This is a genomic window from Arthrobacter sp. TE12231, from assembly GCF_054062895.1.
In genome coordinates this window covers 3,377,506-3,402,906 of the sequence record NZ_JBSSFS010000001.1, presented here as the reverse complement: position 1 = coordinate 3,402,906, position 25,401 = coordinate 3,377,506, and the positions used below count along the sequence as shown (strand labels likewise).

The 25,401-nt window shown below is 66.6% G+C and carries 22 protein-coding genes, 1 tRNA gene and 1 riboswitch; of the genes, 15 read left to right on the top strand and 8 right to left on the bottom strand.

What is annotated here, in order from left to right; translation table 11 throughout:
- Window positions 1-22: 22 nt before the first annotated feature.
- Window positions 23-754, bottom strand: coding sequence for a hypothetical protein (locus ACVWYS_RS15210; protein ID WP_344363574.1), 732 nt, complete (start codon window positions 752-754; stop codon window positions 23-25).
- Complete coding sequence (locus tag ACVWYS_RS15205) at window positions 751-1,497, bottom strand: hypothetical protein (RefSeq protein WP_116766957.1); 747 nt, start codon at window positions 1,495-1,497, stop codon at window positions 751-753. Before ACVWYS_RS15205 ends, ACVWYS_RS15210 begins: the two co-directional genes overlap by 4 nt.
- Window positions 1,498-1,778: 281 nt before the next feature.
- Here ACVWYS_RS15205 and ACVWYS_RS15200 point away from each other — a divergent pair, with 281 nt between their 5' ends.
- The 7 genes from ACVWYS_RS15200 (at window position 1,779) to ACVWYS_RS15170 (ending at window position 8,710) form a co-directional block, all read left to right on the top strand.
- The gene (locus tag ACVWYS_RS15200; protein WP_456507416.1) at window positions 1,779-3,446 is read left to right on the top strand and encodes an ABC-F family ATP-binding cassette domain-containing protein; all 1,668 of its coding nucleotides are present in this window, start codon (window positions 1,779-1,781) and stop codon (window positions 3,444-3,446) included.
- On the top strand, window positions 3,443-5,356 hold the full coding sequence (locus ACVWYS_RS15195; RefSeq protein ID WP_344363580.1) for an ABC transporter ATP-binding protein: 1,914 nt from the start codon (window positions 3,443-3,445) through the stop codon (window positions 5,354-5,356). The genes ACVWYS_RS15200 and ACVWYS_RS15195 overlap by 4 nt, the downstream gene beginning before the upstream one ends.
- Before the next feature lie 96 nt (window positions 5,357-5,452).
- Window positions 5,453-5,542, top strand: a riboswitch (Fluoride riboswitch).
- A gap of 21 nt (window positions 5,543-5,563) precedes the next feature.
- On the top strand, window positions 5,564-5,902 hold the full coding sequence (locus ACVWYS_RS15190) for a hypothetical protein (protein ID WP_456507415.1): 339 nt from the start codon (window positions 5,564-5,566) through the stop codon (window positions 5,900-5,902).
- Window positions 5,895-6,446: a universal stress protein gene (locus ACVWYS_RS15185; protein ID WP_116766953.1), complete on the top strand. Its 552-nt coding sequence runs from the start codon at window positions 5,895-5,897 to the stop codon at window positions 6,444-6,446. Before ACVWYS_RS15190 ends, ACVWYS_RS15185 begins: the two co-directional genes overlap by 8 nt.
- Window positions 6,446-7,018 carry a fluoride efflux transporter FluC gene (locus ACVWYS_RS15180; protein ID WP_456507414.1) on the top strand — a complete coding sequence of 191 codons (573 nt, stop codon included), beginning with the start codon at window positions 6,446-6,448 and terminating at the stop codon, window positions 7,016-7,018. The genes ACVWYS_RS15185 and ACVWYS_RS15180 overlap by 1 nt, the downstream gene beginning before the upstream one ends.
- Window positions 7,019-7,023: 5 nt before the next feature.
- Window positions 7,024-7,392, top strand: a complete 369-nt coding sequence (crcB, locus tag ACVWYS_RS15175) for a fluoride efflux transporter CrcB (protein WP_456509081.1) — start codon at window positions 7,024-7,026, stop codon at window positions 7,390-7,392.
- A 58-nt stretch (window positions 7,393-7,450) separates the two neighbouring features.
- The gene (locus ACVWYS_RS15170) at window positions 7,451-8,710 is read left to right on the top strand and encodes an MFS transporter (RefSeq protein ID WP_456507413.1); all 1,260 of its coding nucleotides are present in this window, start codon (window positions 7,451-7,453) and stop codon (window positions 8,708-8,710) included.
- A gap of 81 nt (window positions 8,711-8,791) precedes the next feature.
- Here ACVWYS_RS15170 and ACVWYS_RS15165 read toward each other — a convergent pair whose 3' ends face one another.
- The 3 genes from ACVWYS_RS15165 to ACVWYS_RS15155 form a co-directional block, all read right to left on the bottom strand.
- Window positions 8,792-9,202: an NUDIX hydrolase gene (locus tag ACVWYS_RS15165; protein WP_344363594.1), complete on the bottom strand. Its 411-nt coding sequence runs from the start codon at window positions 9,200-9,202 to the stop codon at window positions 8,792-8,794.
- Window positions 9,199-9,729, bottom strand: coding sequence for a DUF6314 family protein (locus ACVWYS_RS15160; protein WP_456507412.1), 531 nt, complete (start codon window positions 9,727-9,729; stop codon window positions 9,199-9,201). Before ACVWYS_RS15160 ends, ACVWYS_RS15165 begins: the two co-directional genes overlap by 4 nt.
- Window position 9,730: 1 nt before the next feature.
- A tRNA-Arg gene (locus ACVWYS_RS15155) sits at window positions 9,731-9,803 on the bottom strand.
- 83 nt (window positions 9,804-9,886) lie between these two features.
- Here ACVWYS_RS15155 and ACVWYS_RS15150 point away from each other — a divergent pair.
- The gene (locus ACVWYS_RS15150) at window positions 9,887-10,714 is read left to right on the top strand and encodes a hypothetical protein (protein WP_456507411.1); all 828 of its coding nucleotides are present in this window, start codon (window positions 9,887-9,889) and stop codon (window positions 10,712-10,714) included.
- Window positions 10,715-10,782: 68 nt separating this feature from the next.
- Here the strand turns inward: ACVWYS_RS15150 and ACVWYS_RS15145 are convergent, their stop codons facing one another.
- On the bottom strand, window positions 10,783-12,387 hold the full coding sequence (locus ACVWYS_RS15145) for a chitinase (RefSeq protein ID WP_456507410.1): 1,605 nt from the start codon (window positions 12,385-12,387) through the stop codon (window positions 10,783-10,785).
- A gap of 207 nt (window positions 12,388-12,594) precedes the next feature.
- Here ACVWYS_RS15145 and ACVWYS_RS15140 point away from each other — a divergent pair, with 207 nt between their 5' ends.
- From ACVWYS_RS15140 to ACVWYS_RS15130, 3 genes are read left to right on the top strand one after another with little or no spacing between them, the layout of a single operon-like run.
- Complete coding sequence (locus ACVWYS_RS15140) at window positions 12,595-14,940, top strand: glycosyltransferase family 2 protein (protein ID WP_456507409.1); 2,346 nt, start codon at window positions 12,595-12,597, stop codon at window positions 14,938-14,940.
- Entirely contained in the window at window positions 14,937-15,614 is a 678-nt protein-coding gene (locus ACVWYS_RS15135) for a DUF7793 family protein (protein WP_456507408.1), read from the top strand. Before ACVWYS_RS15140 ends, ACVWYS_RS15135 begins: the two co-directional genes overlap by 4 nt.
- Window positions 15,604-17,127: a putative bifunctional diguanylate cyclase/phosphodiesterase gene (locus ACVWYS_RS15130; RefSeq protein WP_456507407.1), complete on the top strand. Its 1,524-nt coding sequence runs from the start codon at window positions 15,604-15,606 to the stop codon at window positions 17,125-17,127. The genes ACVWYS_RS15135 and ACVWYS_RS15130 overlap by 11 nt, the downstream gene beginning before the upstream one ends.
- 107 nt (window positions 17,128-17,234) lie before the next feature.
- Here the strand turns inward: ACVWYS_RS15130 and ACVWYS_RS15125 are convergent, their stop codons facing one another.
- Entirely contained in the window at window positions 17,235-17,381 is a 147-nt protein-coding gene (locus tag ACVWYS_RS15125) for a hypothetical protein (RefSeq protein WP_456507406.1), read from the bottom strand.
- A 209-nt stretch (window positions 17,382-17,590) separates the two neighbouring features.
- Here ACVWYS_RS15125 and ACVWYS_RS15120 point away from each other — a divergent pair, with 209 nt between their 5' ends.
- Complete coding sequence (locus tag ACVWYS_RS15120) at window positions 17,591-18,616, top strand: hypothetical protein (RefSeq protein WP_456507405.1); 1,026 nt, start codon at window positions 17,591-17,593, stop codon at window positions 18,614-18,616.
- A 363-nt stretch (window positions 18,617-18,979) separates the two neighbouring features.
- Here the strand turns inward: ACVWYS_RS15120 and ACVWYS_RS15115 are convergent, their stop codons facing one another.
- On the bottom strand, window positions 18,980-19,630 hold the full coding sequence (locus ACVWYS_RS15115; protein WP_116766943.1) for a hypothetical protein: 651 nt from the start codon (window positions 19,628-19,630) through the stop codon (window positions 18,980-18,982).
- A 77-nt stretch (window positions 19,631-19,707) separates the two neighbouring features.
- Here ACVWYS_RS15115 and ACVWYS_RS15110 point away from each other — a divergent pair, with 77 nt between their 5' ends.
- The 3 genes from ACVWYS_RS15110 to ACVWYS_RS15100 all read left to right on the top strand — a co-directional run bounded on the left by ACVWYS_RS15110 (window position 19,708) and on the right by ACVWYS_RS15100 (window position 24,812).
- Window positions 19,708-20,565, top strand: coding sequence for an inositol monophosphatase family protein (locus ACVWYS_RS15110; protein ID WP_456507404.1), 858 nt, complete (start codon window positions 19,708-19,710; stop codon window positions 20,563-20,565).
- 210 nt (window positions 20,566-20,775) lie between these two features.
- Window positions 20,776-22,128 (top strand): SWIM zinc finger family protein, encoded by a 1,353-nt coding sequence (locus tag ACVWYS_RS15105; RefSeq protein WP_344363617.1) that lies wholly within the window; start codon window positions 20,776-20,778, stop codon window positions 22,126-22,128.
- Window positions 22,129-22,364: 236 nt separating this feature from the next.
- Complete coding sequence (locus ACVWYS_RS15100) at window positions 22,365-24,812, top strand: hypothetical protein (RefSeq protein ID WP_456510005.1); 2,448 nt, start codon at window positions 22,365-22,367, stop codon at window positions 24,810-24,812.
- Window positions 24,813-25,401 lie beyond the last annotated feature (589 nt).

Sequence of the window (25,401 nt, the reverse complement as noted above, 5' to 3'; positions counted from 1 at the left end):
CGCCTGTTCAGCCCCTGGACATTCAGGTGAAGTTAGCTTGCTTCTTCGGCGCCCGCACCGCAAGAGTCTTCGCAATCCAGACCAGGCACAGCCCCAGGACCAGGCACAGGATGGCGGTGTAGTTGAAGACAAACCGCAAGAATCCGAGGGACGGCGGAATAACCGGGGACAGCAGGCTCAGGGAAATCGCCACGGTACCGAGCGCCAGCAACGCCGCGCTGGACCGCACCAGGACGGGGAGCCTGCTGCGGAAGGTCCGCACCATGGCGGGGAACAGGGCTGCGGTGATGAACGCCGGATAGAGACGTCCGGCGGCTCCGTAGTACTCCACCAAGGCGGCGTTGCGGTGGTCCTTGGCAGCCACCCCGACCAGCCCGGCTGAGGATCCCGCTGTATCCATCATGAGGAAGACCGCAATGACGACGAGCGATGCCGCGGCGGCCACGGAGATTCCGACCGGGCCCGTGATGAGCCGCAAGGCGTCGTTGGCGCTGAACCCCCGCGCCACCCGGAGTCCAAGGAAGAAGATGGCGGCGAAGATGACAAAGCGGAGCACCAGGTTGGCGATGTTCATGCCGCCCAGGGCCCGGTCCACCGCCAGATACGGGGCATCGATGCTGAGCAGGATCGCCAGGGTCATGAGGGCAAAAATGGAGAACAGGGACCGGTTCTGGCCCCGGAGGGCGCTTGGAATGCGGGCGAGCGTGACGACGCCGCACACCGCGAGCGTGGTCCACTGCAGGATCCCGATCATCCGAGGTTCTCCCAAATCTTCTCTGTTTGTGCTTGTTCCTGTTCCTGGCGTCGCAGCGATTTTCCGAGCGCTTGAAGCCGCTCGCCGGCCAATGACGCAAGTTCTCCGTCGGAGAGGGCATCCAACGCCGACTGCTTCGCCCCGGGCGGCCAGCCGGCTTCCTCCTCGGTGATCAAGCCGGTGGCGACAAGGCCGCCTGTGAAGCCTACGCCCGCCGCGCGGGATGTCGCGACCGCCAGTTCGGGAGACAGTCTGTTGGCGGTGAGCTGGGCCGAATAGTTTTGCGGGGCGACTCCCGTGGCGGCCGAAACACGGTGACGCAACTCGCCGTCGTCGATCGCGTCCACCCAATTTCGGACGGAGGTGGCGTGCGGGGCCGGCCCCAGCCCGGGCGTCAGTGAACTGCCGCTGTCGCCGTAGCCGCCGTACGCCGGGGACGACCGGGAAATGACGGCGCGCAACAGGTCCATTGTCGCCACCTGGCTGACGAGCTCGGCGGGGGTCGGCGGTTGCGGCGAGGTGGCCAGCTCCGCATAGTGCTCAAAGGTGGCCAGCGCCGCCAGCGGGTTCAGATTCAGGGCCCGGCTGATGCTGACCAGCGTGGTTTCGGCAACTTTCCCGCGCACCAGTTGCTGGGCAAGCGTGGTGCGCTTGATCCCGGAGATCCTGCAGATATCGGCAGTGCTCGCTGACGGGGCAACCTGATGAAGCCAGAGTTGGAACGCCTTTGCGGGTAGGGGCATCTAGGGTTTCCTGCAGGGTCGGTTGTCAGTGCAGTTGGCAGTATTGCTTTCGGTCTGCGGTGGAGCTGCGGTGCCGGAGGACCGCGTAGTGGCTTCGGGGTCTGGGATTTTGAGTAAGGTCGTGATTCAACTATGCTAAATGGTCGAACCCGCTGGTCCGTACACCCCCCAAGTCCGGACCGGCGGGTTCTTCTATGCCCGGCCCGTTTTCGGTCGGCCGGGACGACCGGTTTCTGCCCGTCGGGGCAGCCCGTCCCGGGCCGGGGTGAGAGGATGAACTAATGACTGCAACCCTTGTTGCCAAGGACCTTTCCGGTGGTCACGATCACCGCACACTCTTCTCAAAGCTCTCCCTGACAGTAGCTCCCGGTGACGTCGTCGGCGTCGTCGGTGCCAACGGCGCCGGCAAGTCCACCTTGCTGCGCCTGCTGGCCGGGGTCGACGAACCGCAGGAAGGCACCGTGAGCCTGGCCCCCGCGGACGCCTTTGTGGGCTGGCTGCCGCAGGAACACGAGCGGATTGCCGGCGAAACGGTGGCCGGCTACATCGCCCGGCGCACCGGCTGCGCCGAGGCGACCTCGGCCATGGAGTCCACCGCCGAGGCCCTGGGCTCGGGCGCCCCCGGCGCCGACGACGCATACTCCCTGGCATTCGACCGCTGGATGGCCTCCGGCGCCGCCGACCTCGAGGACCGGATCCCGGCCGTGCTGGCAGACCTGGGCCTGGAAGTGGGGCCGGACGCCGGGATGACGGGGCTCTCCGGAGGCCAGGCCGCGCGCGTTGCCCTGGCAGCCCTGCTGCTCAGCCGCTTCGACATTGTGCTCCTCGACGAGCCCACCAACGACCTCGACCTCAACGGGCTGGCCAAACTGGAGTCCTTCGTGCAGGGCCTGCGCGGCGGCGTGGTCCTGGTCTCGCATGACCGCGAGTTCCTGTCCCGCTGCGTGTCCACGGTGGTGGAACTGGACCTGGCCCAGAATTCGGTCGCGGTGTACGACGGCGGGTACGAGTCGTATCTCGAGGAACGCGCCGTGGCGCGCCGCCATGCCCGCGAACGCTACGAAGAGTTCGCCAACACCAAGGCTGACCTCGTCTCCCGGGCGCGCACGCAGCGCGAATGGAGCTCCCAGGGCGTCCGGAACGCAATGAAGAAGAACCCGGACAATGACAAGATCCGCCGGGCGGCCAGCACCGAGTCCTCGGAAAAGCAGGGGCAGAAGGTCCGGCAGATGGAATCCCGCATTGCCCGTCTCGAAGAAGTCGAGGAGCCGCGCAAGGAATGGCAGCTGCAGTTCAGCATCGGCGCCGCCCCCCGGTCCAGTGCCGTGGTGGCCACCCTCCGCGACGCCGTCGTGCGGCAGGGTGATTTCACCCTGGGGCCGGTAAACCTGCAACTGAATGCGGGGGAGCGGATCGGAATCACCGGTCCCAACGGTGCAGGCAAATCCACCCTGCTCCGGCTCCTGCTGGGAATCCAGCAGCCCGACTCCGGTGACGCCTCCATGGGTGCGTCCGTGGCCGTCGGGGAGATCGACCAGGCCCGCGGCCTGCTGGCCGGCGATCTGTTGCTGGGGGACGCCGTCGAAGCCGTCCTGACCGAGCAGACCCCTGCGGAAGTACGCACCCTGCTGGCGAAGTTCGGCCTGAAGGCCGATCACACCAACCGGCCCGTCGATTCCCTCTCCCCGGGGGAACGGACCCGGGCCGCGCTGGCGCTGCTGCAGGCCCGGGGGGTAAACCTGCTGGTGCTGGACGAACCCACCAACCACCTCGATCTGCCCGCCATTGAACAGCTTGAAGAAGCACTGGACGGTTACGAGGGCGCGTTGCTGCTCGTCACCCACGACCGCCGGCTGCTGGAAAACGTCCGTCTTGACGTGCGCTGGAACGTCGAAAACGGCGTCGTCACCGAGTTACACGCCGATGCCCCGAAAGGCAACATCACATGAGCATGGACCGGGTCGCCTGGAGCTCCCTTTACAACATCACCCGCGCCTCGAGCGGGTCCAAGCCGTTCTCGAAGGAGACGCTGAAGCGTGTCTTCAGTTTTGCCCGCCCGCACCGCGGCAAACTGATCGCCTTCGTGCTGCTGTCCATCGTGATGGCCTTCCTGGCGGTCGCCACCCCGGTCCTCGCCGGGCAGGTGGTCGACGAGATCATTGCCCACGCGGATGCCGGAACGGTGATCTGGCTCGCGGTCCTCATCGCCATCGTGGCGGTAGCCGAGGCCGGAATCGGCCTCGTAACCCGCTGGATGTCCTCCACAATCGGTGAAGGCGTCATCGTGGACCTGCGCACCAAGGTCTTCGACCACGTCCAGAAGATGCCGATCGCCTTCTTCACCAGGACCCGGACCGGCGCCCTCGTGAGCCGGCTGAACAATGACGTCATCGGAGCGCAGTCGGCCTTCGCCGGTACCCTGTCCGGTGTGGTCAGCAACGTCGTGGCGCTCGCGCTGACCCTCGCGGTGATGCTCAACAAGTCGTGGCTCGTCACCGTGCTCGCCATGATCCTGCTGCCGATCTTCCTGATCCCGGCCCGCCGGATGGGGTCAAAACTTGCCGATCTGCGGCGCGAGGCCGCCGAACACAACGCCGCCATGGGTACCCAAATGACCGAGCGCTTCTCCGCGCCCGGTGCCACCTTGGTCAAGCTCTTCGGCCGCCCCGACGAGGAGTCCCGCGAGTTCGCCCTCCGGGCCGGCCGCGTCCGGGACATCGGCGTCCGCACCGCCATGCTGCAGTTCACCTTCGTCACGGCGCTGACGCTCGTCTCGGCACTGGCCCTTGCCCTGGTCTACGGCCTGGGCGGCTTCCTGGCGTTGCAGGGGCAACTGGCCGCGGGCGACGTCGTCGTGCTGGCCTTGCTGCTCACGCGCCTTTACGCGCCGCTCACCGCACTCTCCAGCGCCCGGGTCGAAATCATGAGCGCCCTGGTCAGCTTCGAGCGGGTCTTCGAGATCCTGGACCTGAAGCCGCTGATCGAGCAGAAGCCGGACGCCGTGGCGTCCCCGCCCGGTCCGCTCTCGGTGGAGTTCGACAATGTCCGCTTCGCCTACCCCTCGGCAGACAAGGTCTCGCTAGCCTCGCTGGAGGACGTGCTGACCCTGGACACCCGCGGCGGCGAGGAAGTACTGCACGGCATCAGCTTCCGGGTGGAGCCCGGCCAGACGGTCGCCCTCGTCGGCTCTTCGGGCGCCGGGAAGTCCACGATCGCGCAGCTGCTGTCGCGCCTTTACGACGTCGATTCCGGCGCCGTGCGCTTCGGCGGAACCGAGCCCGGCGCCGGGGTGGACGTCCGCGACCTCACTTTCGATTCCATGCGCGAGACCCTCGGCATGGTGACGCAGGACGGCCACTTGTTCCACGAAAGCATCGCCTCCAACCTGCGCCTGGCCCGCCCCGATGCCACTGATGAGCAAATGTGGGATGTGCTGCGGCGGGCCAGGCTCGAAGACATGATCCGGTCCCTGCCCGATGGCCTGAACACGGTGGTGGGGGAGCGCGGCTACCGGCTCTCCGGCGGCGAACGGCAACGCCTGACCATTGCCCGCCTGCTCATCGCCCAGCCGCGGGTGGTCATCCTCGACGAGGCCACCGCCGCGCTGGACTCCACCAACGAGGCCGCCGTGCAGGAGGCGTTGGGCGCCGCCCTGGAGGGCCGCACCGCCGTCGTGATCGCCCACCGGCTCTCCACGATCCGCGCAGCAGACGCGATCCTCGTGGTGGAGAACGGTTCGATCGTGGAGCGCGGTACCCACAGCGAGCTCCTCGCCGCCGAGGGCCGCTACGCCGAGCTGTACCGGACCCAGTTTGCCGAGGCCAGCGCGGTTGCCCAGGAGGCTGTGCCCGGATACTAAGCCGGGGTTAGCGGTGACGGATCCCGACACCAAGTGTCCCGGCGAGGAAGTCACCGCCGCGAAATGGTGGCGGCCGTCGCCGCCGGGCCTGTAGTCTCTGTTCACGGTGATGGATCCCGCCGGAACAGCAGGCACGTCAGGTGCGGCTGTTCGAACCGCCGCCTGGCTAATGGTTCCTACCTTTGCTGATCCGAAGGTAGGTGAGCCTTGCCCGCACCCCGCAACCTCGTCCTGCTGCGTCACGGCCAGGGCGTCCCGAACGGTCGGGCCCGGGAGGGCATCCGGACCGCGTCGGCGACCGCCGTGCTGATCAGACCGAATCGGGCGGCCACCGGGAGCGAAACCTTCGATGCCCTCGCTGCCGCCGTCGGGGGAGGCTTCGTGCAGCTGAAATCCGGGGCGCCGGCCCGCCGTGAACGTGTGGCCAAATACAATCGGCTTCTGGAAATCACCGACGAGGACCCGTCCCTGCCGTACGGTCCGACCGGGACCTACCTCAACGATCCCAACGAGCCGACCCCATGTATCAGGAGCGCCCATGAATGAGCCCGACAACGAGACCCGGGCCGCCACCGGACCCGTCGCCTACGTCCCACGGAAGATCACAGGACCGGTGCTGATGGGTGTGGTGCCGGGCCAGCCCCTCGCGGTCGCGCACCGGGCCGCGGAACTGGCCTTCAGCCTGAACGTCGAGCTGATCTGCGCCTACGTGGATGTCACCACCTACCTCGCCGAAGAACCCGACGGGCGGGTCGAAGCCCGGCCGATTGATCCGGACGGCGTCGACGACGACATCGAAGGCATCAGCGCTGGCATCGCCGAACACCTCCGGGAGGCCCTGGGCGGGACCGGGATCCGGTGGTCCTTCCTGACCCTCGCCGGGGAACCGGCACGGGCCCTGGGGCGGCTCGCCGAGGCCAGGGACGCGTCCATCATCGTCGTGGGCACCCGCGAACGCGGCTTTGGGGCCCGGTTCGAGGAGTTGCTGGTCGGTTCCGTGGCTGTCCATCTCACCCACCGTCAACACCGGCCCGTGCTGGTGGTCCCGCTTGCTCCCCAGCCCCGGCACCATCCGAAGGAAGGCCGCTGATGGAACCGCCCGCCCCCGAGGCCGCGGCAGCAGCCGGCTCTTCCGGAAGGACCGACGCCGCAGACGCGGGGACGCTGGGTGCGGCACGCGCCCACCGCCCTGTGCACCTGCACCCGGGGTTCGTGCTGGTGGTCATCGCCGGGGGTGTGTTGGGAGCCTTGGCCCGTTTCGGGCTCAGCAGCGTCCTGCCGTCCCCGTCCGGCTGGCCGCTGCCCACCCTGATCATCAACCTGACCGGCGCGTTCCTGCTCGGCGGCCTTTTGGAGGCCCTGGTCCGCCGCGGTCCGGACGCCGGGAAGCTGCGGATCATCCGGCTGCTTGCCGGTACCGGTTTCATGGGCGCGTTCACCACCTACAGCACCCTGGCCCTGGAAACGAATGCCCTGCTTGGCGCAGGACGCACCGCCGATGCTGTGCTCTACGTGACAGCGACGCTGATCGGCGGCGCCGCGGCAACAGCGGCCGGGATCCGTGCCGCCGTCGAACACCATCGCAGGAAGGCCGCCCGGCACCGGGACACGGACCTGCACACCGGCCGGCAACAGCCCAACAAGCCCGGGAGGAACCGGTGAACGCCCTGACCATTGTCTTGCTCGGACTCGCCGGCGGACTCGGCGCCGGGACCCGCTTCGTGGTGGACGGGCTGGTTAGATCCAGACTCCGGACAGCCCTGCCTGTTGGCACCATCGCCATCAACGTAACCGGCTCCTTCCTCCTGGGGCTGGTCGCCGGCGCCGTGATCGTCCACGCGGCACCGCCCGAGCTGCAGGCCATAGCCGGCACCGGATTCCTGGGCGGCTACACCACCTTCAGCACGGCCAGCTTCGAGACCGTCAGGCTCATCCAGGCCGGCCGCACCGGCCTGGCCCTTCTGAACGGCATTGGCACCGCCTCCGCCGCGGTTGGTGCCGCGGCAGCCGGTCTGGCCGTGGCCAGCCTGTTATGAGGCCGGACACCAGCCCGACCGTAGCCGGGAACCACCGCGAGGAGCACCGTTGCCGGACATGAGCCATCAGCCCCTCGAGGCAGCCCGGGCCGGGAAGACCGGGCCGAACAGGCTCGGACCCATGGGGTTCGTGCTGACGTTCGGCGTGGTGAGCATGCTCGCCGACGTCGTCTACGAAGGCGCCCGATCCATCACCGGCCCGTTCCTGGCCACCCTCGGCGCCAGTGCGGTCATGGTCGGCTTCATCACCGGATTCGGGGAAGCCGTGGCCACGGTCCTGCGGCTTGGCACCGGCCCCCTGGCCGACAAGACCCGCAAGTACTGGCCGCTGACTATCGCCGGCTACGCCCTGACCGTGATCGCCGTCCCGCTCCTTGCTCTCGCCAGCTCCCTGTGGCAGGCAGCTGCGCTGGTCATCATGGAGCGGTTCGGCAAAGCCGTCCGCACGCCCGCAAGGGACACCATGCTCTCCCACGCCGGGGCGGACATGGGCCGGGGAAAAGCCTTCGGTATCCACGAAGCCCTCGACCAGTCCGGCGCCCTGCTGGGCCCGTTGCTCGTCGGACTGATGATCGCCGTCTCCGGCTACCAGCTGGGATTCGGCGTTCTGGCCGTCCCCGGCGCGCTCGCTCTCATCGCCGTGCTGCTGCTCCGCCGGGCCGCCCCGGAGCCAGGACGATATGACACCCATGCCATCAACGAACCCGTGGCGGCCACCGGCCCGGCACCGGAACGTGTCCCGTTGCCAGCCCGCTTCTGGTGGTACAGCGCCTTCACGGCCATATCAATGTTCGGGTTCTCCACCTTCGGTGTCATTTCGTACCACCTCGAAGTCCAAAAAGTTTTGCCCTCGGCGCTGATACCGGTCACCTACGCCGTCTCCATGGGCGCAGCGGCGCTGGCCGCACTGGCCTCCGGGGCGCTCTATGACCGGATCGGGCTGCGCGGGCTGCTCATCGCCCTACCGCTTACCGCTGCCGTCCCCTTCCTGTCCTTCACGGCCACCCCGGCCCTCGTCTGGGTCGGGGCCGTGGTCTGGGGAGCGGCCTTGGGAATCCACGAATCCACCCTCCGGGCCGCGGTCGCGGATCTGGTCCCGACTGCGCGACGCGGGACCGGATACGGCATCTTCACCGCCATCTACGGCCTCGCCTGGCTCGCCGGGTCAACCATCATCGGCGCCCTCTACACGGCGTCGTACACCGGACTCATCACCTTCACCATCGGTACCCAAGTTGTCGCGCTCATCGCCTTCATCCCCCTGTTGGGCAGCAAAGCCGCCAAGGCGAGCGAACCGGCCGAACCCGGTAAGAGCTGAGCCAACCCGAACACGGCGAAGGGGGCCGTGGATCGTGACGAATCACGTGTGATGATCCCGGGCCCTCAGGCGCTGGCGGGCCTATCCCGCGGACGGTTTGGCCGACAGTGCCGGCAGCACATGGTCCGTCAGCAGCGGGGCGAGGTCGCCGGGCAGTTCGCCTGCCAGATCCAGCCAGCGGATCTCGGCAATTTCCGCCGACGGCCGGGCGCTCCACACGCCCGGAGCTGTGAAGACGGTGGCCTCGATCTGCGTGGCCGCCTCGTTGGCGGCGTCCGCGAGCCAGCAGCCCAGCAGGTCCAGCCGGTCAGCGGCCAGGACAATCCCGACTTCTTCCCGGAGCTCGCGCACCGCCGCCTCCGCGGCGCTTTCGCCGGCCTCGGGTTTGCCGCCGGGGTGCATGAACTTGTCCGTGCCCCTTTTCCGGACGGTCAGGAGGCGTCCGGCGTCATCGAAGACGCAGACGGCGGAGACGACGATGCGGGGGTTCACTCTGAAAGCCTAGCGTTCGGCGCTGGATCGAGTTTCGTGTCCACTGCGGCGTCCAGCCGGCGCAGGACCGACTCCAGCAGCTGGTCCTTGGCCGGCCCGGTGACGTCCCAGCGGTAGCCGCATTCGTCGGGCCCGGCCACGGTGTAGGTCACGCGGTACGTGTCGGGGTCGCACCAGTGCACGTCCCGGTTGGCCTGCCCCGCAAAGCCCATGCGGTGAAAGGGACGGCCGTCCGGGAAATACACGTCCAGGACAGCCGGCGTGTCCGCCGGCCGCAGCAGATATTCCCGGCTCGCCGGCGCGGTGAACGGCGTGCCGTCAAAGGAGGCCCAGCGGACGGTGCCTTCTTCGCGCCAGTGCAGGCCGCCGTCGTCGTCGGTAAAACGGACGACGCCGGTGAAGGTACCGCGGGTTCCGGTCTTGCGGTCCAGCAGCGCGCGGTCGACGGACCAAGAGCCGCGCAGGTAGGCGCGGAGGTCAAAGTCCGGAGCCGAATCCGGGGTTTCTTCCGGGGCAGGAAAGTTCAAGTGCCCTCGATTGGAATCGAACCAACGACACCGGCTTTAGGAGAGCCGTGCTCTATCCACTGAGCTACGAGGGCGGGCATCCGCGGCCGGCCACTGGCCGGCCCAGTCGGACACGGATACAAGCATACAAGGTGAGCGGGGGTACTACGCTCGTGGCATGACCGCAGGAACCACCGAACTTTCCGCCGGAGCCATCTACTACCCGGATGTGGCCGCCACCCGGTTCTACGTCGGAGCCCTGGCGAAGCTGAGCGTGCTGCAGTATTTCGTGGCGGAGTCTGCCGTGATCGGCGCCTGGGCCGGAGCGGACCCCTACAGCCGCCGCACCGGCTACATCAGCGACCTCGGCGCCTCGGCCTGCGGGGACTTTTCCGGCCGGGACGTCTGCTCGCCGGCGCACGTGCTGATGAACGCGTCCTTTGTGGTCCAGGGTCTTGGCATGATTGTCGGCGCGCTCCTGCTCGGTTCGGCACTCCTGTGCCTTGCCGCGCGGCCCGGTGTTCCGCTCACGCGGGGCGCCGGCCGGCCGGCCCAGGCGCGTGGGAATACAGGCCGAGCGCAGAACCCGGCGCGCTGGAGCGCGGGCGTGGCCGCCGCGGCTGCGGCACGGCTGTTGACCGGCACCGCCGGCGTGGGCACCGTCATTGTGGGGTTCGTACCCGAAAACACCGGATCCCCCTGGCACGTGGCCGGTGCCCTCATGTACTTCGCGGCCGGCGCCCTGGCCCTCCTGGTGATCGGCTGGCTGTGGCTCAGGCAGACCCCGCTGGGGTGGCTCATCCTGGGTTGCGGCGCAGTGTCCCTTGCGGCGCTCGTTGCCGGCGGCGTGACGGGCATGCATGTGCCGGAACCTGGCACGCTGGAGCGGCTCATGGGCTACCCCATTACGGTGGGCGTCGCGGCGGCCGGCCTCGTCATCGCCCAGCGGGTCCAGCATGAGCGCACGCTCCGCAAGCGCGCCCGGGCCCGGGCCCGGACCCGCTGACGCTTGACGCTTGACGCTGACGCTTGACGCTGACGCGGGCCGGGCCCGGACCCGCTGAACCGGACCTTCTAGGGCGCCGGAGCGGACGCCGTCGTGCTCGGAGCCGGAGAAGCGGGCGTCGCCGACTTGGCGGCCATGATTTTCAGCAGTTCTTCATCGCGCAGTTTGGACCACGGCGAGTCTGGTGATCCCTGCAGCGAAGCTTCGGGGCTGTCGGTCTGGGTCCACCACTTTGCCTCAAAGACCCTGCCCTCGAAGAGCACCCGGTCGCCCTTGCGGTAGACCGTGCTGGGCTGCCACGCCGGTGCCGTGCCGGCCGGCGCCGTGAGCTGGGGCGTGGGCTTGTCTCCAGCCAGGACCGGACCGATGATGCGCCACGGGGTCGCTGTGCCCTGGAGTACGGGATCGTCCGGGGTGTCGGCGCGCGTCCACCACTTGGCCTCGTACACGTTGGAATGCCACACGATCCGCTCGCCCGCGTTGTACGCGGCGTTCTCAGACCACACGGGGTACGGGCTGGTGGAGGGGTTATCGCTGACGGCAGGGACCGGCGTCGGCTGAGCGGCGCTGGCCGGCGCGGCCGACGGGCTCGCCATCACCCCGGCGCCGAGGATCGTGGCGAACGATGAGCCGCCCTGGTCCACCCCGCTGCAGCCATCGGAGACCTTCGTGACGTCGGGGAAGTTCTGGCTGCAGGTACGGTCTCGGTTCAGGGACCACATCGACAGGCGGCCGATGCCCTTTGCACTTGCGTAGGCGCTGAGATCCTGCGCGTCGTTGAGCGTGAAGATTTCGCCGGCGACGTCGTTCTGGCCGATCATCGGCGTCAGGCCGACCTTCCGCCATACCGTTTCGCTGCCGAGTTCACTGCCGGCTGCCCGGTACAGGCCCGTCAGCTGGCGGTGGGTGGCTTCCGCGGCGGACACCGCGTTCTCGTACATCGAACGACCCGGCAGCTTGCTCCCGCCGTAGTCCATGGTCATCGCGTTGACCCCGGCGAGGTCGACGCCTGCGGTGATCATGTGTTTCACGGCGTCGCTGCCCGCGGTTGTGAGGCCGTTGGGATCCGCCGGCAGCGTCAGCCACACGCTGAGTCCCTTGCCGTCGCGCTGGCGGTCGTGCTGGAGCGCCGCGATGGCCGTCGCACGCCGTTCAAGGGCCGCGGGGTCGGACAGGGCCTGGCCTTCGACGTCCAGATCGATGCTGCTGACGTTGTAGCGGTCGACGACGCTCCGGTAGGCCGACGTCAGCTTCGCGGAATCGGTGCAGGCGACGGCGAGTTCCTGGTTGGTCAGCCCACCGAAGGAAACGGCCACGCTCCCGCCGAGTTGCTGAAGCCGTGCCACGCGCCGGTCCAGGTCCAGCGAGTTCGCTGCCTCGGCGAGGGAGTAGGCGGCGCCCCACGATGGCGTGCACGGATCCTTGGGATCAGCGACCACGAAGGACAGTACGACTTTTTCGGCTTCCTTGGACGCCGGGGCCTCGAAGGCATACCGCGGCGTTGCCGTGACGTCGACATATCCCGAAAAGACGGACGGGATGCTCTCGGCCGCCCGGACATCCTGGAAATTGCCCCACGCGGCGACGCCGCCGGCGGCGACTGCCGCTACGGCGGTGATGAGTACGCCCAGCCGGACCAGCGACAGCTTGCGGCCTGGGAATCGTTCGGACACAGGGCCCCCCTTGTGTGTCTTGCATGGAGCAGCCGGGCATGCGCCGGCCGCCGGTATCAGCGCGCGCATTTGCCGGAGTGTCTGATGTCCGGCAAGCGTCTGACCTTGCATTATCATAAGGGCACTCACCGGAACATTCCGGTGCGGCGTGCGGGTTTTGCCGTAGGCGCGCGCCAATATGCCGACTTTGCAGTCTTATGGGGACTAATGCCAGATCAGCTTGTCTTGCCGCGCGTAGAAGCGGAAAGCGTGACTTCCGAACAAAAGGGTGCGGTCCGGCGCCGTCAATGGGGGGCTGAGCGGCGTTCCGAGCCGCTCTCAATTGTTCATCCGAGGCCGTCCAGGCGCAAAATAATCTTGGGCCGGCTAGGAATTCTGACCACGTTGGCTGCCTGGGTTACCTACCTCATTTCCACCATTCTGAAAGAGCTCGCGGACAACCCGAATGCCGGCTTCAGGTTTCAGTTTGAGACGACTTCCTATCTTGTCGTCGTAACATTCCTGACGTTTTCGGCCCTCATGTATCTTCTGGCCCGGCAAGGGGCCCTATATCGTTTCCGCGATCATTCCAGGGTGCCCCGCGGCGAACTGGACCGCCACTTTGCCGAATACTCCGAGGGCATCACGGTGCTGGTGCCCTCCTATGCCGAAGAACCCCAGGTGGTGCGCGCCACGCTGTGGTCCGCCGCCCTGCAGGAGTTCCCGGATCTCAAAGTGGTGCTGCTCCTCGATGACCCGCCGCACCCCGCGGACCCCGGCGATCGCGCCCGGCTGGACACAACCCGCGCGTTGACTGGGGAGATCTCCGCCGCACTCAGCGCCCCGGCCGCCCGCGTCAACACCGCCCTGGCCGAATACCGACGTCGGCAAAAGACGCCCGCGGGCCCCGAGGGGCGCGAACTGGAGTTGCTGGTCTCCGAATACGAGGCAGCCGCCGAATGGCTTGAAGCGATGGCGTCGGCCGAAAAAGTTGAGGACCACGTCGACGAGTTCTTTGTCGACCTCGTCCTCATGGGCCTGGCCCGCGAACTGAGGCTCGTGCTCCTGGGCCTGAACGCCGCGTCAGTGCAGCAGGCATCGCTGCCGCTGTCCCGGATCGAAGAGCTGTACCTCCGGCTGACCTGGATCTTCAACGTCTCCACCGAGACATTCGAACGCAAGAAGTACGCGAGCCTTTCGCATGAAGCCAACAAGGCCATGAACCTCAACGCCTACATTTCGCTCATGGGCCACACCTGGAACAAGGAGACCACCGCCGACGGCGTGGTGCTCCGGAAGGTGGCCGCCGACGTCGCCCCTGACGAGCAGGGCCAGGTCATGGCAGTCCGTGACACCACCTACGTGTTGACGCTCGACGCCGACTCCCTGCTTCTGCGCGACTACTGCCTCCGCCTGGTCTACTTCCTGGAATCGGCCGGCAACGAGCGCGTGGCTGTGACGCAGACGCCCTATTCCTCCTTCCGCGGCGCCCCCACCCGCATCGAGCGGGTTGCGGGAGCCACCACCGACCTCCAGCACATCCTGCACCAGGGCATGAGCTATTACGGTGCGACGTTCTGGGTGGGCGCGAACGCCGTCATCCGCAAGCGCGCCCTCGAGGACATCGTGGAGGTGGAAACCAACGGGGCCTTCGAAATCCGGACCTACATCCAGGACCGCACCGTCATCGAAGACACCGAATCCAGCATCGACCTCGGCCAGCACGGCTGGACCCTGGTGAACTACCCGGAACGGCTCAGTTACAGCGCCACCCCTCCCGACTTCGGCTCCCTCGTGGTCCAGCGCCGCCGCTGGGCCAACGGCGGCTTGCTGATCCTGCCCAAACTGTGGGCCCAGCTCCTCCAGCACCGGTCCGACCGCCGCAAGATCCTGTTCCGGGAGGTGCTGCTCCGGGTGAACTACATGGCCTCCATCGCCTGGGCGAGCTTCGGCCTGGTGTTCCTCCTGGCATACCCGTATGACAGCCGGCTGCTGAGTCCGATCGTGTTCCTCGCGGCCCTGCCCTACTTCCTGGCCATGGGCAGCGACCTGCGCGACTGCGGCCACCGGTTCAGTGACATCTTCCGGATTTACGGCTTCAACCTCGTCCTGCTGCCGGTGAACCTGGCGGGCGTGCTGAAATCGCTGCAGCAGGCCGTCACCGGCGACAAGATTCCATTTGCCCGCACCCCGAAGGTCAAGGACCGCACCGCGGCCCCGGCCATCTACGTCCTGACGCCGTACGCGATTGTGGCGTTCTCGCTGTTGACCGTGTGGCGGGACGCCCAAGTGGGCAACTGGGGCAACGTGGCATTCGCCTCCCTGAACGCCGTCCTGGCCGCAGGCGCCATCCGCGCCTACATCGGCGTCTTCAATTCCGCCGTGGATGTTTTCCTCGGGATGGTTAACTGGCTTTATGTCAGTCCCCGCCCCAAGAAGGTGAAGGAGAGCCCCGTGATTGCCAAAACAGCCGAGGAAGTCGACTGGGAAACGATTCTCTATCACGGCGACCGCCGGCTGAACCGGGACCTCCGGGGTTCCGCGGACCGCCGCCGTCGAATTGCGATCCGATGACGCTCGAGGCCCTGGCCGGCCACGGCGAGCGGCTCCCGGACGATGAAACCGGCGCCGCCCAGGGTGCGGCGGTGACGGCCGAAGCGGCGGTGCCTTCGGAGGTGGCGGTGACGGCCGGCTCGCCTGCCGCGGACAGCGAAGCGGCCGCGATGCCGGAGACGCCTGCCACACTGGAGACAGCAGCGGCCCTTACGGCGGCCGCCGCGATGGCGACGGCCGCGACGCTTGCGGCACCCCCGGCGTCGGAAGTGCCGACGTCGGACGGGCCTTCCGCGGACGCCGGTGCCGCCCGGGACCTGGCCGGGGACGCGGCCCGCGCCATAGGCGTACGGATGATCGACGGCGCCATCATCGAGGTCCTGCTGCCCCCCAACCAGGAAATCGAGGGGCCCGAAGCGCGTATTGCCGGTGACGCCGTCCGTGCCCTCGCCGCGGGCCGGCGGATGCCGGTGCTCCTGGTGATTACCGGCGTCGTTGGTGTCAGCGTCGAGGCCCGGCAGGTCTACACGGGATCCATCGCGGCGACGGCGTTCGCCCTGGTGGGCGAGAGCCCGGTGGACCGGGTCATTGCCCACTACCTCCTGCGGTCCAGGAGCGAAACGATTCCGGCACAGTTCTTCAGCTCCGAATCCGCGGCCGTCGAATGGCTAAGGCAGTACGTCCGTGACGAGTGAAGCGCAGGACCCCAGGCTGCATGCTCTCGTGGAGGGCATTGTGCGCATCGCCGGCGGCGATCTGAGCACCAGGATCCCGCACTCAGGGGCCCGGGACGACGTCGCCGCCGTCATTGCCGGCATTAACCTGATGGCTGATGACCTGCAGACCATTTATCAGGAGCTGGAGGAGCGCGTCGAAAGCCGCACGGCGATGCTGCGTGACGCCCAGGTCGAACTCGAACGCATGGCCTTGACCGACCCCCTCACGCAACTTGCCAACCGCACAGCACTCAACGCGGTTCTGAGCCATGCCCTGGCCGAGTCCTCGCGGGGCGAGATGCCGCCGGCGCTCCTGATTCTTGATCTCGATTCGTTCAAGGGCATTAACGACACCCTGGGGCACAGCGCCGGCGACGACGTCCTGCGGGTGATCGCGCGGCGGCTGGAGGGCGCCGTCCGCGAAACTGACACCGTGGCCCGCCTCGGGGGCGATGAATTCGCGGTCATGCTGCCCAAGTCCAATCTGGTCCGCGCCCGCCGGGTGGCGAACAGGATCCTCGCCGCGCTCAACGAGAGCCTCGACGTCGGGGACCTGAGAATTACGTGCGGAACGAGCATCGGCCTGCGGATCGCGGAGCCCGGACAGTCCGTTGATGACCTTGTGATGGAAGCCGACACGGCCATGTACGCCGCCAAGGCCCAGCCGCACAGCAGCATCAAAGTGTTCGAACCGGCCCTGCTGTACGCGCGCCGGCTGCAGAGCGTCATGATTACGGAAATGCGCGAAGCGATCAGGGAAGACCAGCTGACCCTGCACTACCAGCCGGTGGTGGACCTCGCCACCGGCAGGATCGAAGGCGTGGAGGCGCTGGTCCGGTGGAACCACCCCGAACGCGGCCTGCTCATGCCGGACAGCTTCATTCCGCTGGCAGAGGAAACCGGCATGATCGTGGACCTGGGCCACTGGGTGCTGCGTAATTCCGTGCGTCAATTGCGGCAATGGCAGCAGGAACAGCAGGTGGACAGCACCTTCAACGTCCGCGTCAACATTTCCACCACCGAACTGCAGAACCTCGAACTGATCGAACATGTCCGGGACATCCTGCGGGAGACCGGGGTGGATGCGTCAAACCTGATCGTGGAGCTGACCGAGTCCATGGCCGTCAACGGCGGGGATGTGGACCAGTATTCGCTCAACGGCCTCCGGCGACTCGGCGTGCAGCTTGAGATCGATGACTTCGGAACCGGCTATTCCTCCATCAGTTACCTGCGCAAGCTGCCCGTCAACGTCGTCAAGATCGACCGGAGCCTGATCAGCGGCCTGGGCACTGACGAGCAACAGCGGGACTTTGTGGCCGCGGTGCTGCATCTCATTCACGCCTGCGGCCTCAAAGCCCTGGCCGAGGGCATAGAGACGGCGGAACAGGCCGAGATCCTGCGCGAGATGGGTTGCGGCAGCGGCCAAGGCTACTACTTTGGCCGGCCCGCGCCGGCTGCGGATATTGCGGCGTTGATGAGCCGGCGGACGTAGGCGTTTGGGCCCGCTTTCAGGTCATGCTGGTTGATCCTTGAGCTTAAACAGCGACGGCGGGTGCCGGAATTTCTTCCGGCACCCGCCGCCTGTCACTACAGTCTCCGTTACTTCTGAGTGGAGTTCGGCCACCAGCCGACCGCTACAACAGAGCCCTGGCTCGAACCGCTTGAGGCAGACACTGCTGCTGAGGCGGACAGACCGGCGCCGGCCAGCGCGCCAGCGACGAGGAGCGTTGCGAGGATTTTCTTCATTTGAACTCCTGATACGTAAGAGGCTGATGTGACTCATGTGGTGCAGGTTTAGTATATGGGGAAATCGACACGCCACAAGGTAACGATTTATAAAGAATTGCGCTGGAGTGTGATATCCGCGCTCCTGGGTGAATCTTGCGTGAAGCCTGCGCAGGTCCTTCTTGCGTGGCTGGTTCGATTCCGCTCTCGCGGCAACGGATAATTGAGGCATGCAACGAAACTCTGTTTCACCCTCCTACGCCGCTGCAGAGCTGCAGGCACGGGAATATCGAACCAGCCATGACTTCGGCCGTGCGGCTAGCAGTGCGCAGGTGGCCTCGGAAATCGCGCGGAACGATGGTGACTTGGCGGCAGCCTGGGGCATGCGGCTCTTTCAGGCCGAGAATCTGCTCGACGCCGGCGATTTCGAGGCGTGCGCCGTGATTGCAGCCGAGTTGGTGGATGGCGCTCCTGGAGCCCCGGCTGAAGATGCCCGTGGCAAAGCAAATATCCTGCTCGCAAAAGCCAGGCAGGGCGCCGGGATGCTGGGGCAGGCGGCCGACGCCGCGCGAATAGCCGCGCTTTTGTCCTCGGGTGCTGGCGATGTGGAGAATAACGTCAAGGCCCGGCAGGCCCTCATCGCGGCCCTCGCCGAAAGCGGAAGGTTGGAGGAAGCCTGGAATGAGAGTCTGCTTTTGGCCGACGACATATCCAACGAGGTCGACGACCAGTTGGTCGGCAAGGCGTACTGGGTCATCGGCAATGTTGCTTTTCTCTGCAACAAAGTGATCGAAGGGCTCGAGTATCACGAACTTGCGGCGGAGACATTTTCGCCGGCGCGAAATCTTGATGTTTGGGCAAAGTTCAACAAGGCATCGGCGGCTATGCGCCTGGCCGCCGAGGTCGCCGACGCGGACACACTCCGCTGCATTGAACGGGCGGAACTGGCCACAGACGTCATTGGCGGCTCCGACGAGGACCATATTCTGTTGAAGCTAAATCGCGGTCACTGGAATTTCCTGGCGGGCGACCCGCAGTCTGCCATCGAAATCCTGACCGAGATCAGCACGGTTGCGGAAAAGACGTCGCCGCAAATTCTGGGCGAGGCCTCACTGTTGCTTGGCCGATCCTATGCTGCCATGGGCAACGTTCCCGAGGCACGGACACACCTGCTGGAAGCCGCAGATCACTTCGAGAAGGCCGGCGCACCGCAACGCGCAGAACAGGCCCGAGAATTCCTCACGAACGTGCCCTGACTTCCCACCGAAGTGGACATGCCCCTCGTTGTCGGCGAGGACTGGACATAACGCCAACATGTCCGGCGGCCGCGGCCAAAGGGGGACATGTCCCGTCGTGGGTCTCGTGCTGCTTCGCGGGACATGCCCCGTGCAGGGACCGAGGAGTGGGCATAGGACCACTGGGCCCGCTGCTCGTGGTCATAGCTGGACATGTCCCGTGGTTGAGTCAGTGTGCCAAGGACAAGTCCAATGGCGGGAGTCAGGACTGGACATGTCCCGTGGTCGAATCAGGGTACGAAGAACAAGTCCAGCGCCGGGGACCCAGGCTGGACATGTTCTACGGGTGAAGCCGGGTTCGAGGGACAAGTCCAGGGACAGGGACTAAGGCTGGACATGTCCCGTGGTGGGGGAAGCTGCAGTGGCTTTGCGTCCGAGGAATACGGCCACGCCGCCGGCCACGAGGCTCAGCGCCAGAAGTGCCCAGCCGGCCACGGTGAGCCCGGAGGCCAGGGCCACCTGACCGGCGTCGAGAGTCCCGGCGGACATCATTGCATCGATCACGATGTTGCCCCACAGCCTGACCACGGCAAAGAGCAGCGGCAATGCCCACAGCGCCCAGCGCAGGGATTTTTTGGCCACGTTGGTTCCGATCAGGAGCAGCCAGGTGAATCCGAAGATCAGCGGGAAGAGCATGCCGGCTGTCTTGTGGACATAGCTGAGCTGGCCGCGGGCGTCGGAGTCCATGGCCGCTCGCAGCTGCTCCACGAACCCCTGGTCGAAACCGCCCACCATCGAATCCGGCATCGCCTGGCCGCCCGACAGTTGCGTGAGCTGGTTGAGGGTGAGCAGATGCAGGTACCAGAACAGGAACAGGCTGGCCACGACCCCGGCGATCACAATCAGGTGGGTGTTGTTCTGTGCCTTCTGCGGGGTCCGGTCGGTGGTCGGATTGATCACCGGCGGAAGGTGGTGTTGGGGGACCGCCGCATTGGCGCCGTGCTTCTTGATCCGCTGCGCGGGTGTCTTGGCCATGGCTCCATTATCGCCCGTCCGGCTCGGCCTCCCGCGCCGGCTGTTCACTGCCAGCGGGCGCCGATACTCTGGAACGCGTGACCGAACTAGGAAAACACCGGCTTGGCCGGCACAGCACCGCAGATCTTGACCCGTCGCTGGATGACTACCAACTGGCCGAGGCCCTGGTCCGCGAGGCCGGCACGCTCGCGCTCTTGATGCGGCAGGCAGGGCTCGAGGGCAGGCAGAAGACGTCTGTCTCCGACGTTGTCACGGCCGCAGACCACGCCGCCGAATCCTATGTGCTGGAGCAGCTGCGGCGCTGCCGGCCCGAGGACGGCATCCTGGGCGAGGAGGGCGCCTCCGTGGCGGGCAGCAGCGGCCGGACCTGGGTCATCGACCCCGTCGACGGGACGTACAACTTCCTGCATGGATCCACGTACTGGTGCTCGGCCATCGCTTTGAAGGACCCGTCCGGTGCCGGGCTCGGCGCCATCTTCCAGCCGGAGGAGGACAAGCTCTGGCTTGGCGGGACGTCCCGGGCGGCAACGCTCAACGGCGAGAAGCTCCTCACTTTCCTCCCCGGCGCGTCCGGAGGCAAGGGAAGGTCGGCCACACCGGTCTCGGAGCTCGGCGCCGCAACGTACATCCACCCGACGTGGCTCGCCGATCCGATGTGTGCCATGCCCTGGCATGCGGCAGCGACGTCGGCAGCGGCCCTTCGCATGTTCGGATCCGGCTCCTGTGACCTTGGCCGGGTGGCCGACGGCGAGCTCGGCTGCTGGTTCCAGCACAGTTGCCCCGAGTGGGACTGGCTGCCGGGCAAGGCGATCGTCGAGGCGGCCGGCGGCGCGACCGACGTCGTGCGAGTCAACGGCCTGGACTGGTTCATCGCGGGAGGCACGACGGCGGTCCGGCAGCTGCGTGCCGCACTCGTCTCCGGTAGCGTCGGCTAGCTTCCCGCCCGGTCCCCGGGCCCCGGAGCCCGGAGCCCGGGGGTCCGCGGGCTAGGGGGTCCCCTCCTCCGTTTCCGGGTCTATCGGAGGGCCAGGGACGCGGCCTATACTTCCGGACATGGGGGACCGATCACCAATTCCGGACGTGCCTGATGTGCTGCCCAGACGAGGAACTGATCGGGTGCGGACCCGCCGGCTGCGGGGAGCAGGATGAGCGGTTACCTCGCCGAATCCGTACTCGTTGAAGCTCACGGCGCCAGGCGGCTCCTCCTGGAGTCAGGTCTGGGCGCCACCCCACAAGGACTGGTGGAAAATCCCAGCTTCTTTCACGGGTTTGCGGCAAGGCCGGACGTGGTGTCCAGCGCGCTTCTCGCCGTTGCCGACGTCGCGGCGTCGAGGTACTACGACGCAGGTTTCCGGCTCAGCGATGTCGTAGACCCGGTCATGACTGCAGGAGGAGACCGCCTGCGTTGTGAGTCGTTTTCGGCATGCAATGGGGTCCAGGCGCGGCTGGACCTGCTGGGCAGCGGCCTGGATGGCGGCGAGATCGGCTTCGGAACCACCAACGTGGACATCAACAGCCCGCTTCGCTCTGCGCTCGCCAACGTGCACCGCAACGACCTGCTCCACTTCGACGTCGGCCGGGACCGGCTGGTGGTCTCCACTCCCGAAGAGAGCCACGTGGAGCGGAAGGTGGACCTGCCTGACCGGTGGGTCCGCGGCTTCGCCGAGACACCCGCCATCGCTGCCGGCATGACGCATCTGGCCGCCGTTTCCGGCTCCGGAGTCAGTCAGTTTCTGGCCTCCTTGCCGGCAGCCCAGCCCGGACGCACGGTCTTCCTACTGCCATCGGCCCGGGGATTGCGCGAGGTGGCGGCGGCGAAGCCGTCAACGGTCACGCTGGCAGGTACCGGACGGCTTGCCGCCGCCAGGCGGGTCGCCCGATTCGCCACCCGCCTGGACATCTTCCGTCACGACAACGGGGCCAGCGGCTGGGTGTTCAGGCTCCCCGGTGCCGACTTCACGCTGCTGCTGTCCCCGGCGGCCGGCCGGGGATTCTCGGGGGAAGGCGGGATCCTTGCGGCACTCGCCGCCCCTGGCGTGAAGGAAGCCGGAGCGACTGTCCTGGACTTCCTTGGATGGCAGGCGGTCATTTCGATAGAGGCGCTCCGCGCAAAGACCTGTCTCTCGTCGGAGCGCGTCAGCCAGGGGCTGGCCTGGTTGGGTGCTTCCGGGAAGGTGGGGTTCGACTTGGTGGAAGACGCCTACTTCCACCGGGAACTGCCGCTGGACCCGGGCCGTACCGTCAGGGACCACCCCCGGCTGCAGGCTGCCCGTGGCATTGTTGCCCGGGGCGGGGTATCCCCGTTGGAGGACTGCTGGGATGTCCTGGCCGCAGACGGAAAATACGCCTACCGGGTGACGGTCGGGGACGGACTCTACCAGTGCACCTGTGCCTGGTGGTACGACTTTCGCGGCTCCAGGGGTCCTTGCAAGCATGCGCTCGCCGTTCAGCTTCTGCGGCTCGAGACGGCACCCGGCCACGTACTGGAAAACACATGACGGCGCCGGAGGGCCGCGGCGACCCGCCGCTCGTGCAGGAGGTACGCCGGCTCGCCACAGCCGAAGACTGGATTGCCCTTCGCGAATACATTGCCGCGCCCCCGCCGGACGAACTCGCCGAGGCGAGGACGTGGTTCGCCAAAGGCGGCCGGACCCTGCTGACCCAGGACCTGGACTGGCGACTCCACGGGACCATCAGCCCCATCGACTCGCATTCCCGCTCAATTGTGAGGGAAATGGTCACCGTCGCCGTCAGCGCACCTGCCGATGCCGCCAGATTCCTGCCCTGGCGGGCGATGGGATGGAACCGCAACGTTCAGATCCTGACGCTGCTGGATGTTCTGGTTTCAAAAGGCGACCATTGGTGCCGGCGCTTCGTGGCCGCGGCGATCCGCCGGAACGCGAGAGCCGGGCAGGAGATTGCCACAACCGTCATCCGCTATTGCCTGCCGCTCATTCTGCACTTTGGAGTTGCCACTGCAGATTTCGAGGCCTATCCGCGGCTTTGGGCGTTCTACTATCGGGGGCTCGCGAACGGCCGGCTCCACGAGGACTGGAACGATGAGCTTGCGGCGCACTTTGAGTCCCCCCGTTGGTCCGGACTCGGGTTCCGCATCAATGCCGCCGGAAGCGCGGTGGTCTTTCCGAAAATGCAGAAATCGTTGCTGGAGTTGTGGGATCAGGACCTGACGGCTTCGAAAACTCTGTTGCGTTGCTTTGAGGCGCCTGACGCGCTGGGGCCCCTGGCCAGGGTAGGAACGCCGACGGAGTGGACCGTCGGGGCCGCAATCGGCGGCTACCTCAACCGGGAGACCTTCAGCAGCGAGGAGGTCTTCGACAAGCTCCGCACGGCGCTCGCACGCGACGATGGACTCCCGACCCAGCGAGTGTTGGCCGATGTCCTGAAGTGGTGTCCGCCCAGCCCTGGGGAGGTTGCTGCCAGCATTCCGCTCCTGCTGTCCGTGGTCGCCACAGCCCCCGGATTCCTGTCCTTCCCGGCGCTTGGGCTTCTGCTCCAGGCGCCACTGGACGGCGGTGACCTCCGGGACCTGAGTGTTGCCGTGTTCGGCAGGACGGAGAAGAAGCCCCAGGAGCTTTTGGTTCGGCACCTCAAGTCGCTCCAGGCTGCGCAGGCATACGACGGCGACGTCCTTGCCGCCTGCTGGGAGGCGGCGGCCGGATCCTCCGATCTGTTGGTCCGGACGACAGCGAAGGAGATGACGGGGCGAGGTCTGGACCCAGCCCGGGAAGAGCCGCTTTACGCCACATCGCTCTGGGGGACGGGGGTCCGACAGCCTCCAGAAATTCCCCTGTTCGTGGCTCAAGAGGTCGATTCGAACAAACCGTTACCGCGGTGGTTCGGACCGCGCGAGCATTCCATCGCCGACGAGCAGCATGTTGATCGCTTCCTGCGGACCGTCTACCGCCGCCCCCAAAACGTTCAGGACTGGTATCGCCGGAACTGGCCGCGGTCGCCGAACACCTGGCGGCACTGGGCGGCCCCGGGCCCGGAGGTTGTCCTGTCGATGTGGGCATCAGGGCAACACAACCTGGCCGCTCACCGGAATCTGATCGGCCTGGTCCGGGCATCCCTGGCCCGCTCCTCCGATACGGACGACCCTTTTGGCTGGTCGAGTCCTTTGGCCGCAGTCCACATATTTCGTCAAAGTGAGCTGGTGGTCCAGGCAGGAACCGTGCCCTACTCCCTGGCCACACCGAGTTATGACAACTTCCGTGTGGAACTGGGCAGGCTGGTGTCACTGCTCCGGCTTTTTGAACGCGAAGGCTGGGCGTATGGTGAAGCCGACCTGTTTCAGGCACTCTTGCGCCTGGGGCCGATGGATGCGCGGCTGGCAGCCGATGTCCCTGAACTGCCCGTCCTGCCATTTGACGGTCCGGACGGGCAGGAGCGGCATGCCGGTCGAATTCTGCGCGAGTGGGTCGGAGGAGGAGGATTCAGGCCCCCTCCGGTGGACGCTCCGCTTACCTTGCCGGTCCCCTTGGAACGGTTTCCGTCGATCCCCCCGGAGCTTCTGTCGCCAGAGGTGTGGAGTGGCAGCGGACGCGGACATCTGGGTACGTGGCTCGCCTCTGAGGCCTCGGCGGTGGTGCCTTTCTGGCCCGACCTGGGCGCCATCTGGTTGGACAGGCGGGTGGTCTACAGCGGGCTCGTCGCACTGGCGGCAGGCGGACCTGCGGGGGCAACGGCCGGAGAACTCGGGCAACTGACTCACGATTGGTTCATTGCCATGCTCACCAGTTCCCGCCCGGACGACAGGAGCAGCACCCTTGAAACGGTGCTGGAAATGGCCGCGAGGCGCCAGTTGTCAGCTGAACACCTGGCCATGGCTGCACGGAAGCGCGTCGAGGCCGGCGACCAATCGCTGGGCCGGCTGTCGAGGGCCATGGCGCTGGTGGCCTATGAGGGTCATCTGGAGTGTGTCTGGCCGGTGCTCACCGCCCTTGTGGTGACGTCCTCCAAACAGCAGAGGCTTCCTGCCGGGACCAGTGAACTGCTCGCCACTTGCACGGAATTCTGGGAATCCATTCCTGTTGATCACCGGACAACCGCAACAGCCCAAGACTTCGCAGTGGCCGTCCAGAGGCTGGCCGGCGCCAAGACTGCCACTAAGACGGCTTTGGAAGCGAAGCGGCTCGCGTCGCAGATGGACCTCATGCGTTAAGCCAGCCTGGAGCTTCTCCCGATAAACAGGCCGGCGCCGCCAGCCGGCAAGCTCATTCCCTAGCGAAGTTTTTCAGTGGGACATGCTCATTCTTCGTGGTCAGGACTGGGCATGTGGGGATTGTGCCCATTGGTGGCTGGTTCCGCGGGACATGCTCATTGCACAGTCCGACGTTCAGGGGACATGCTCTTTCTTGAGCTCAGGCTTCGCGGGACATGCTCACTCCACGGTCCAACCTGCGTGGGACATGCTCATTCTTCGCGCTCAGGCGTGGGCATATGGGGGTTGTGCCCATTGGTAGCTGGTTCCGCAGGACATGCTCATTCCACGGCCCAACCTCCACGGGACATGCTCATCGCGCTGTCCAATGTTCAGGGACATGCTCATCGCGCAGTCCAATGTTCAGGGACATGCTCATTCTTTAGCGCAGGCTCCGCGGGACATGCTCACTCCACGGTCCAACCTGCGTGGGACATACTCATTCTTCGTGGTCAGGACTGGGCATAAGGGGATCATGTCCACTGGCTGCGGGCGGCGGAGGGCATGTCCCGAGGGGCGGACGTGGCTGTCAGCGCCACCGCCTAGACTT

What these genes read in the sequence shown, in the direction of transcription:
- ACVWYS_RS15200 (WP_456507416.1), top strand. Translation starts at nt 1,779, where the DNA reads ATGACTGCAACCCTTGTTGCCAAGGACCTTTCCGGTGGTCACGATCAC.
- ACVWYS_RS15150 (WP_456507411.1), top strand. Translation starts at nt 9,887, where the DNA reads ATGACCGCAGGAACCACCGAACTTTCCGCCGGAGCCATCTACTACCCG.
- ACVWYS_RS15105 (WP_344363617.1), top strand. Translation starts at nt 20,776, where the DNA reads ATGAGCGGTTACCTCGCCGAATCCGTACTCGTTGAAGCTCACGGCGCC.
- ACVWYS_RS15120 (WP_456507405.1), top strand. Translation starts at nt 17,591, where the DNA reads ATGCAACGAAACTCTGTTTCACCCTCCTACGCCGCTGCAGAGCTGCAG.
- ACVWYS_RS15170 (WP_456507413.1), top strand. Translation starts at nt 7,451, where the DNA reads ATGAGCCATCAGCCCCTCGAGGCAGCCCGGGCCGGGAAGACCGGGCCG.
- ACVWYS_RS15180 (WP_456507414.1), top strand. Translation starts at nt 6,446, where the DNA reads ATGGAACCGCCCGCCCCCGAGGCCGCGGCAGCAGCCGGCTCTTCCGGA.
- ACVWYS_RS15115 (WP_116766943.1), bottom strand. Translation starts at nt 19,630, where the DNA reads ATGGCCAAGACACCCGCGCAGCGGATCAAGAAGCACGGCGCCAATGCG.
- ACVWYS_RS15125 (WP_456507406.1), bottom strand. Translation starts at nt 17,381, where the DNA reads ATGAAGAAAATCCTCGCAACGCTCCTCGTCGCTGGCGCGCTGGCCGGC.
- ACVWYS_RS15100 (WP_456510005.1), top strand. Translation starts at nt 22,365, where the DNA reads ATGGTCACCGTCGCCGTCAGCGCACCTGCCGATGCCGCCAGATTCCTG.
- ACVWYS_RS15205 (WP_116766957.1), bottom strand. Translation starts at nt 1,497, where the DNA reads ATGCCCCTACCCGCAAAGGCGTTCCAACTCTGGCTTCATCAGGTTGCC.
- ACVWYS_RS15195 (WP_344363580.1), top strand. Translation starts at nt 3,443, where the DNA reads ATGAGCATGGACCGGGTCGCCTGGAGCTCCCTTTACAACATCACCCGC.
- ACVWYS_RS15140 (WP_456507409.1), top strand. Translation starts at nt 12,595, where the DNA reads ATGCCAGATCAGCTTGTCTTGCCGCGCGTAGAAGCGGAAAGCGTGACT.
- ACVWYS_RS15135 (WP_456507408.1), top strand. Translation starts at nt 14,937, where the DNA reads ATGACGCTCGAGGCCCTGGCCGGCCACGGCGAGCGGCTCCCGGACGAT.
- ACVWYS_RS15185 (WP_116766953.1), top strand. Translation starts at nt 5,895, where the DNA reads ATGAATGAGCCCGACAACGAGACCCGGGCCGCCACCGGACCCGTCGCC.
- ACVWYS_RS15210 (WP_344363574.1), bottom strand. Translation starts at nt 754, where the DNA reads ATGATCGGGATCCTGCAGTGGACCACGCTCGCGGTGTGCGGCGTCGTC.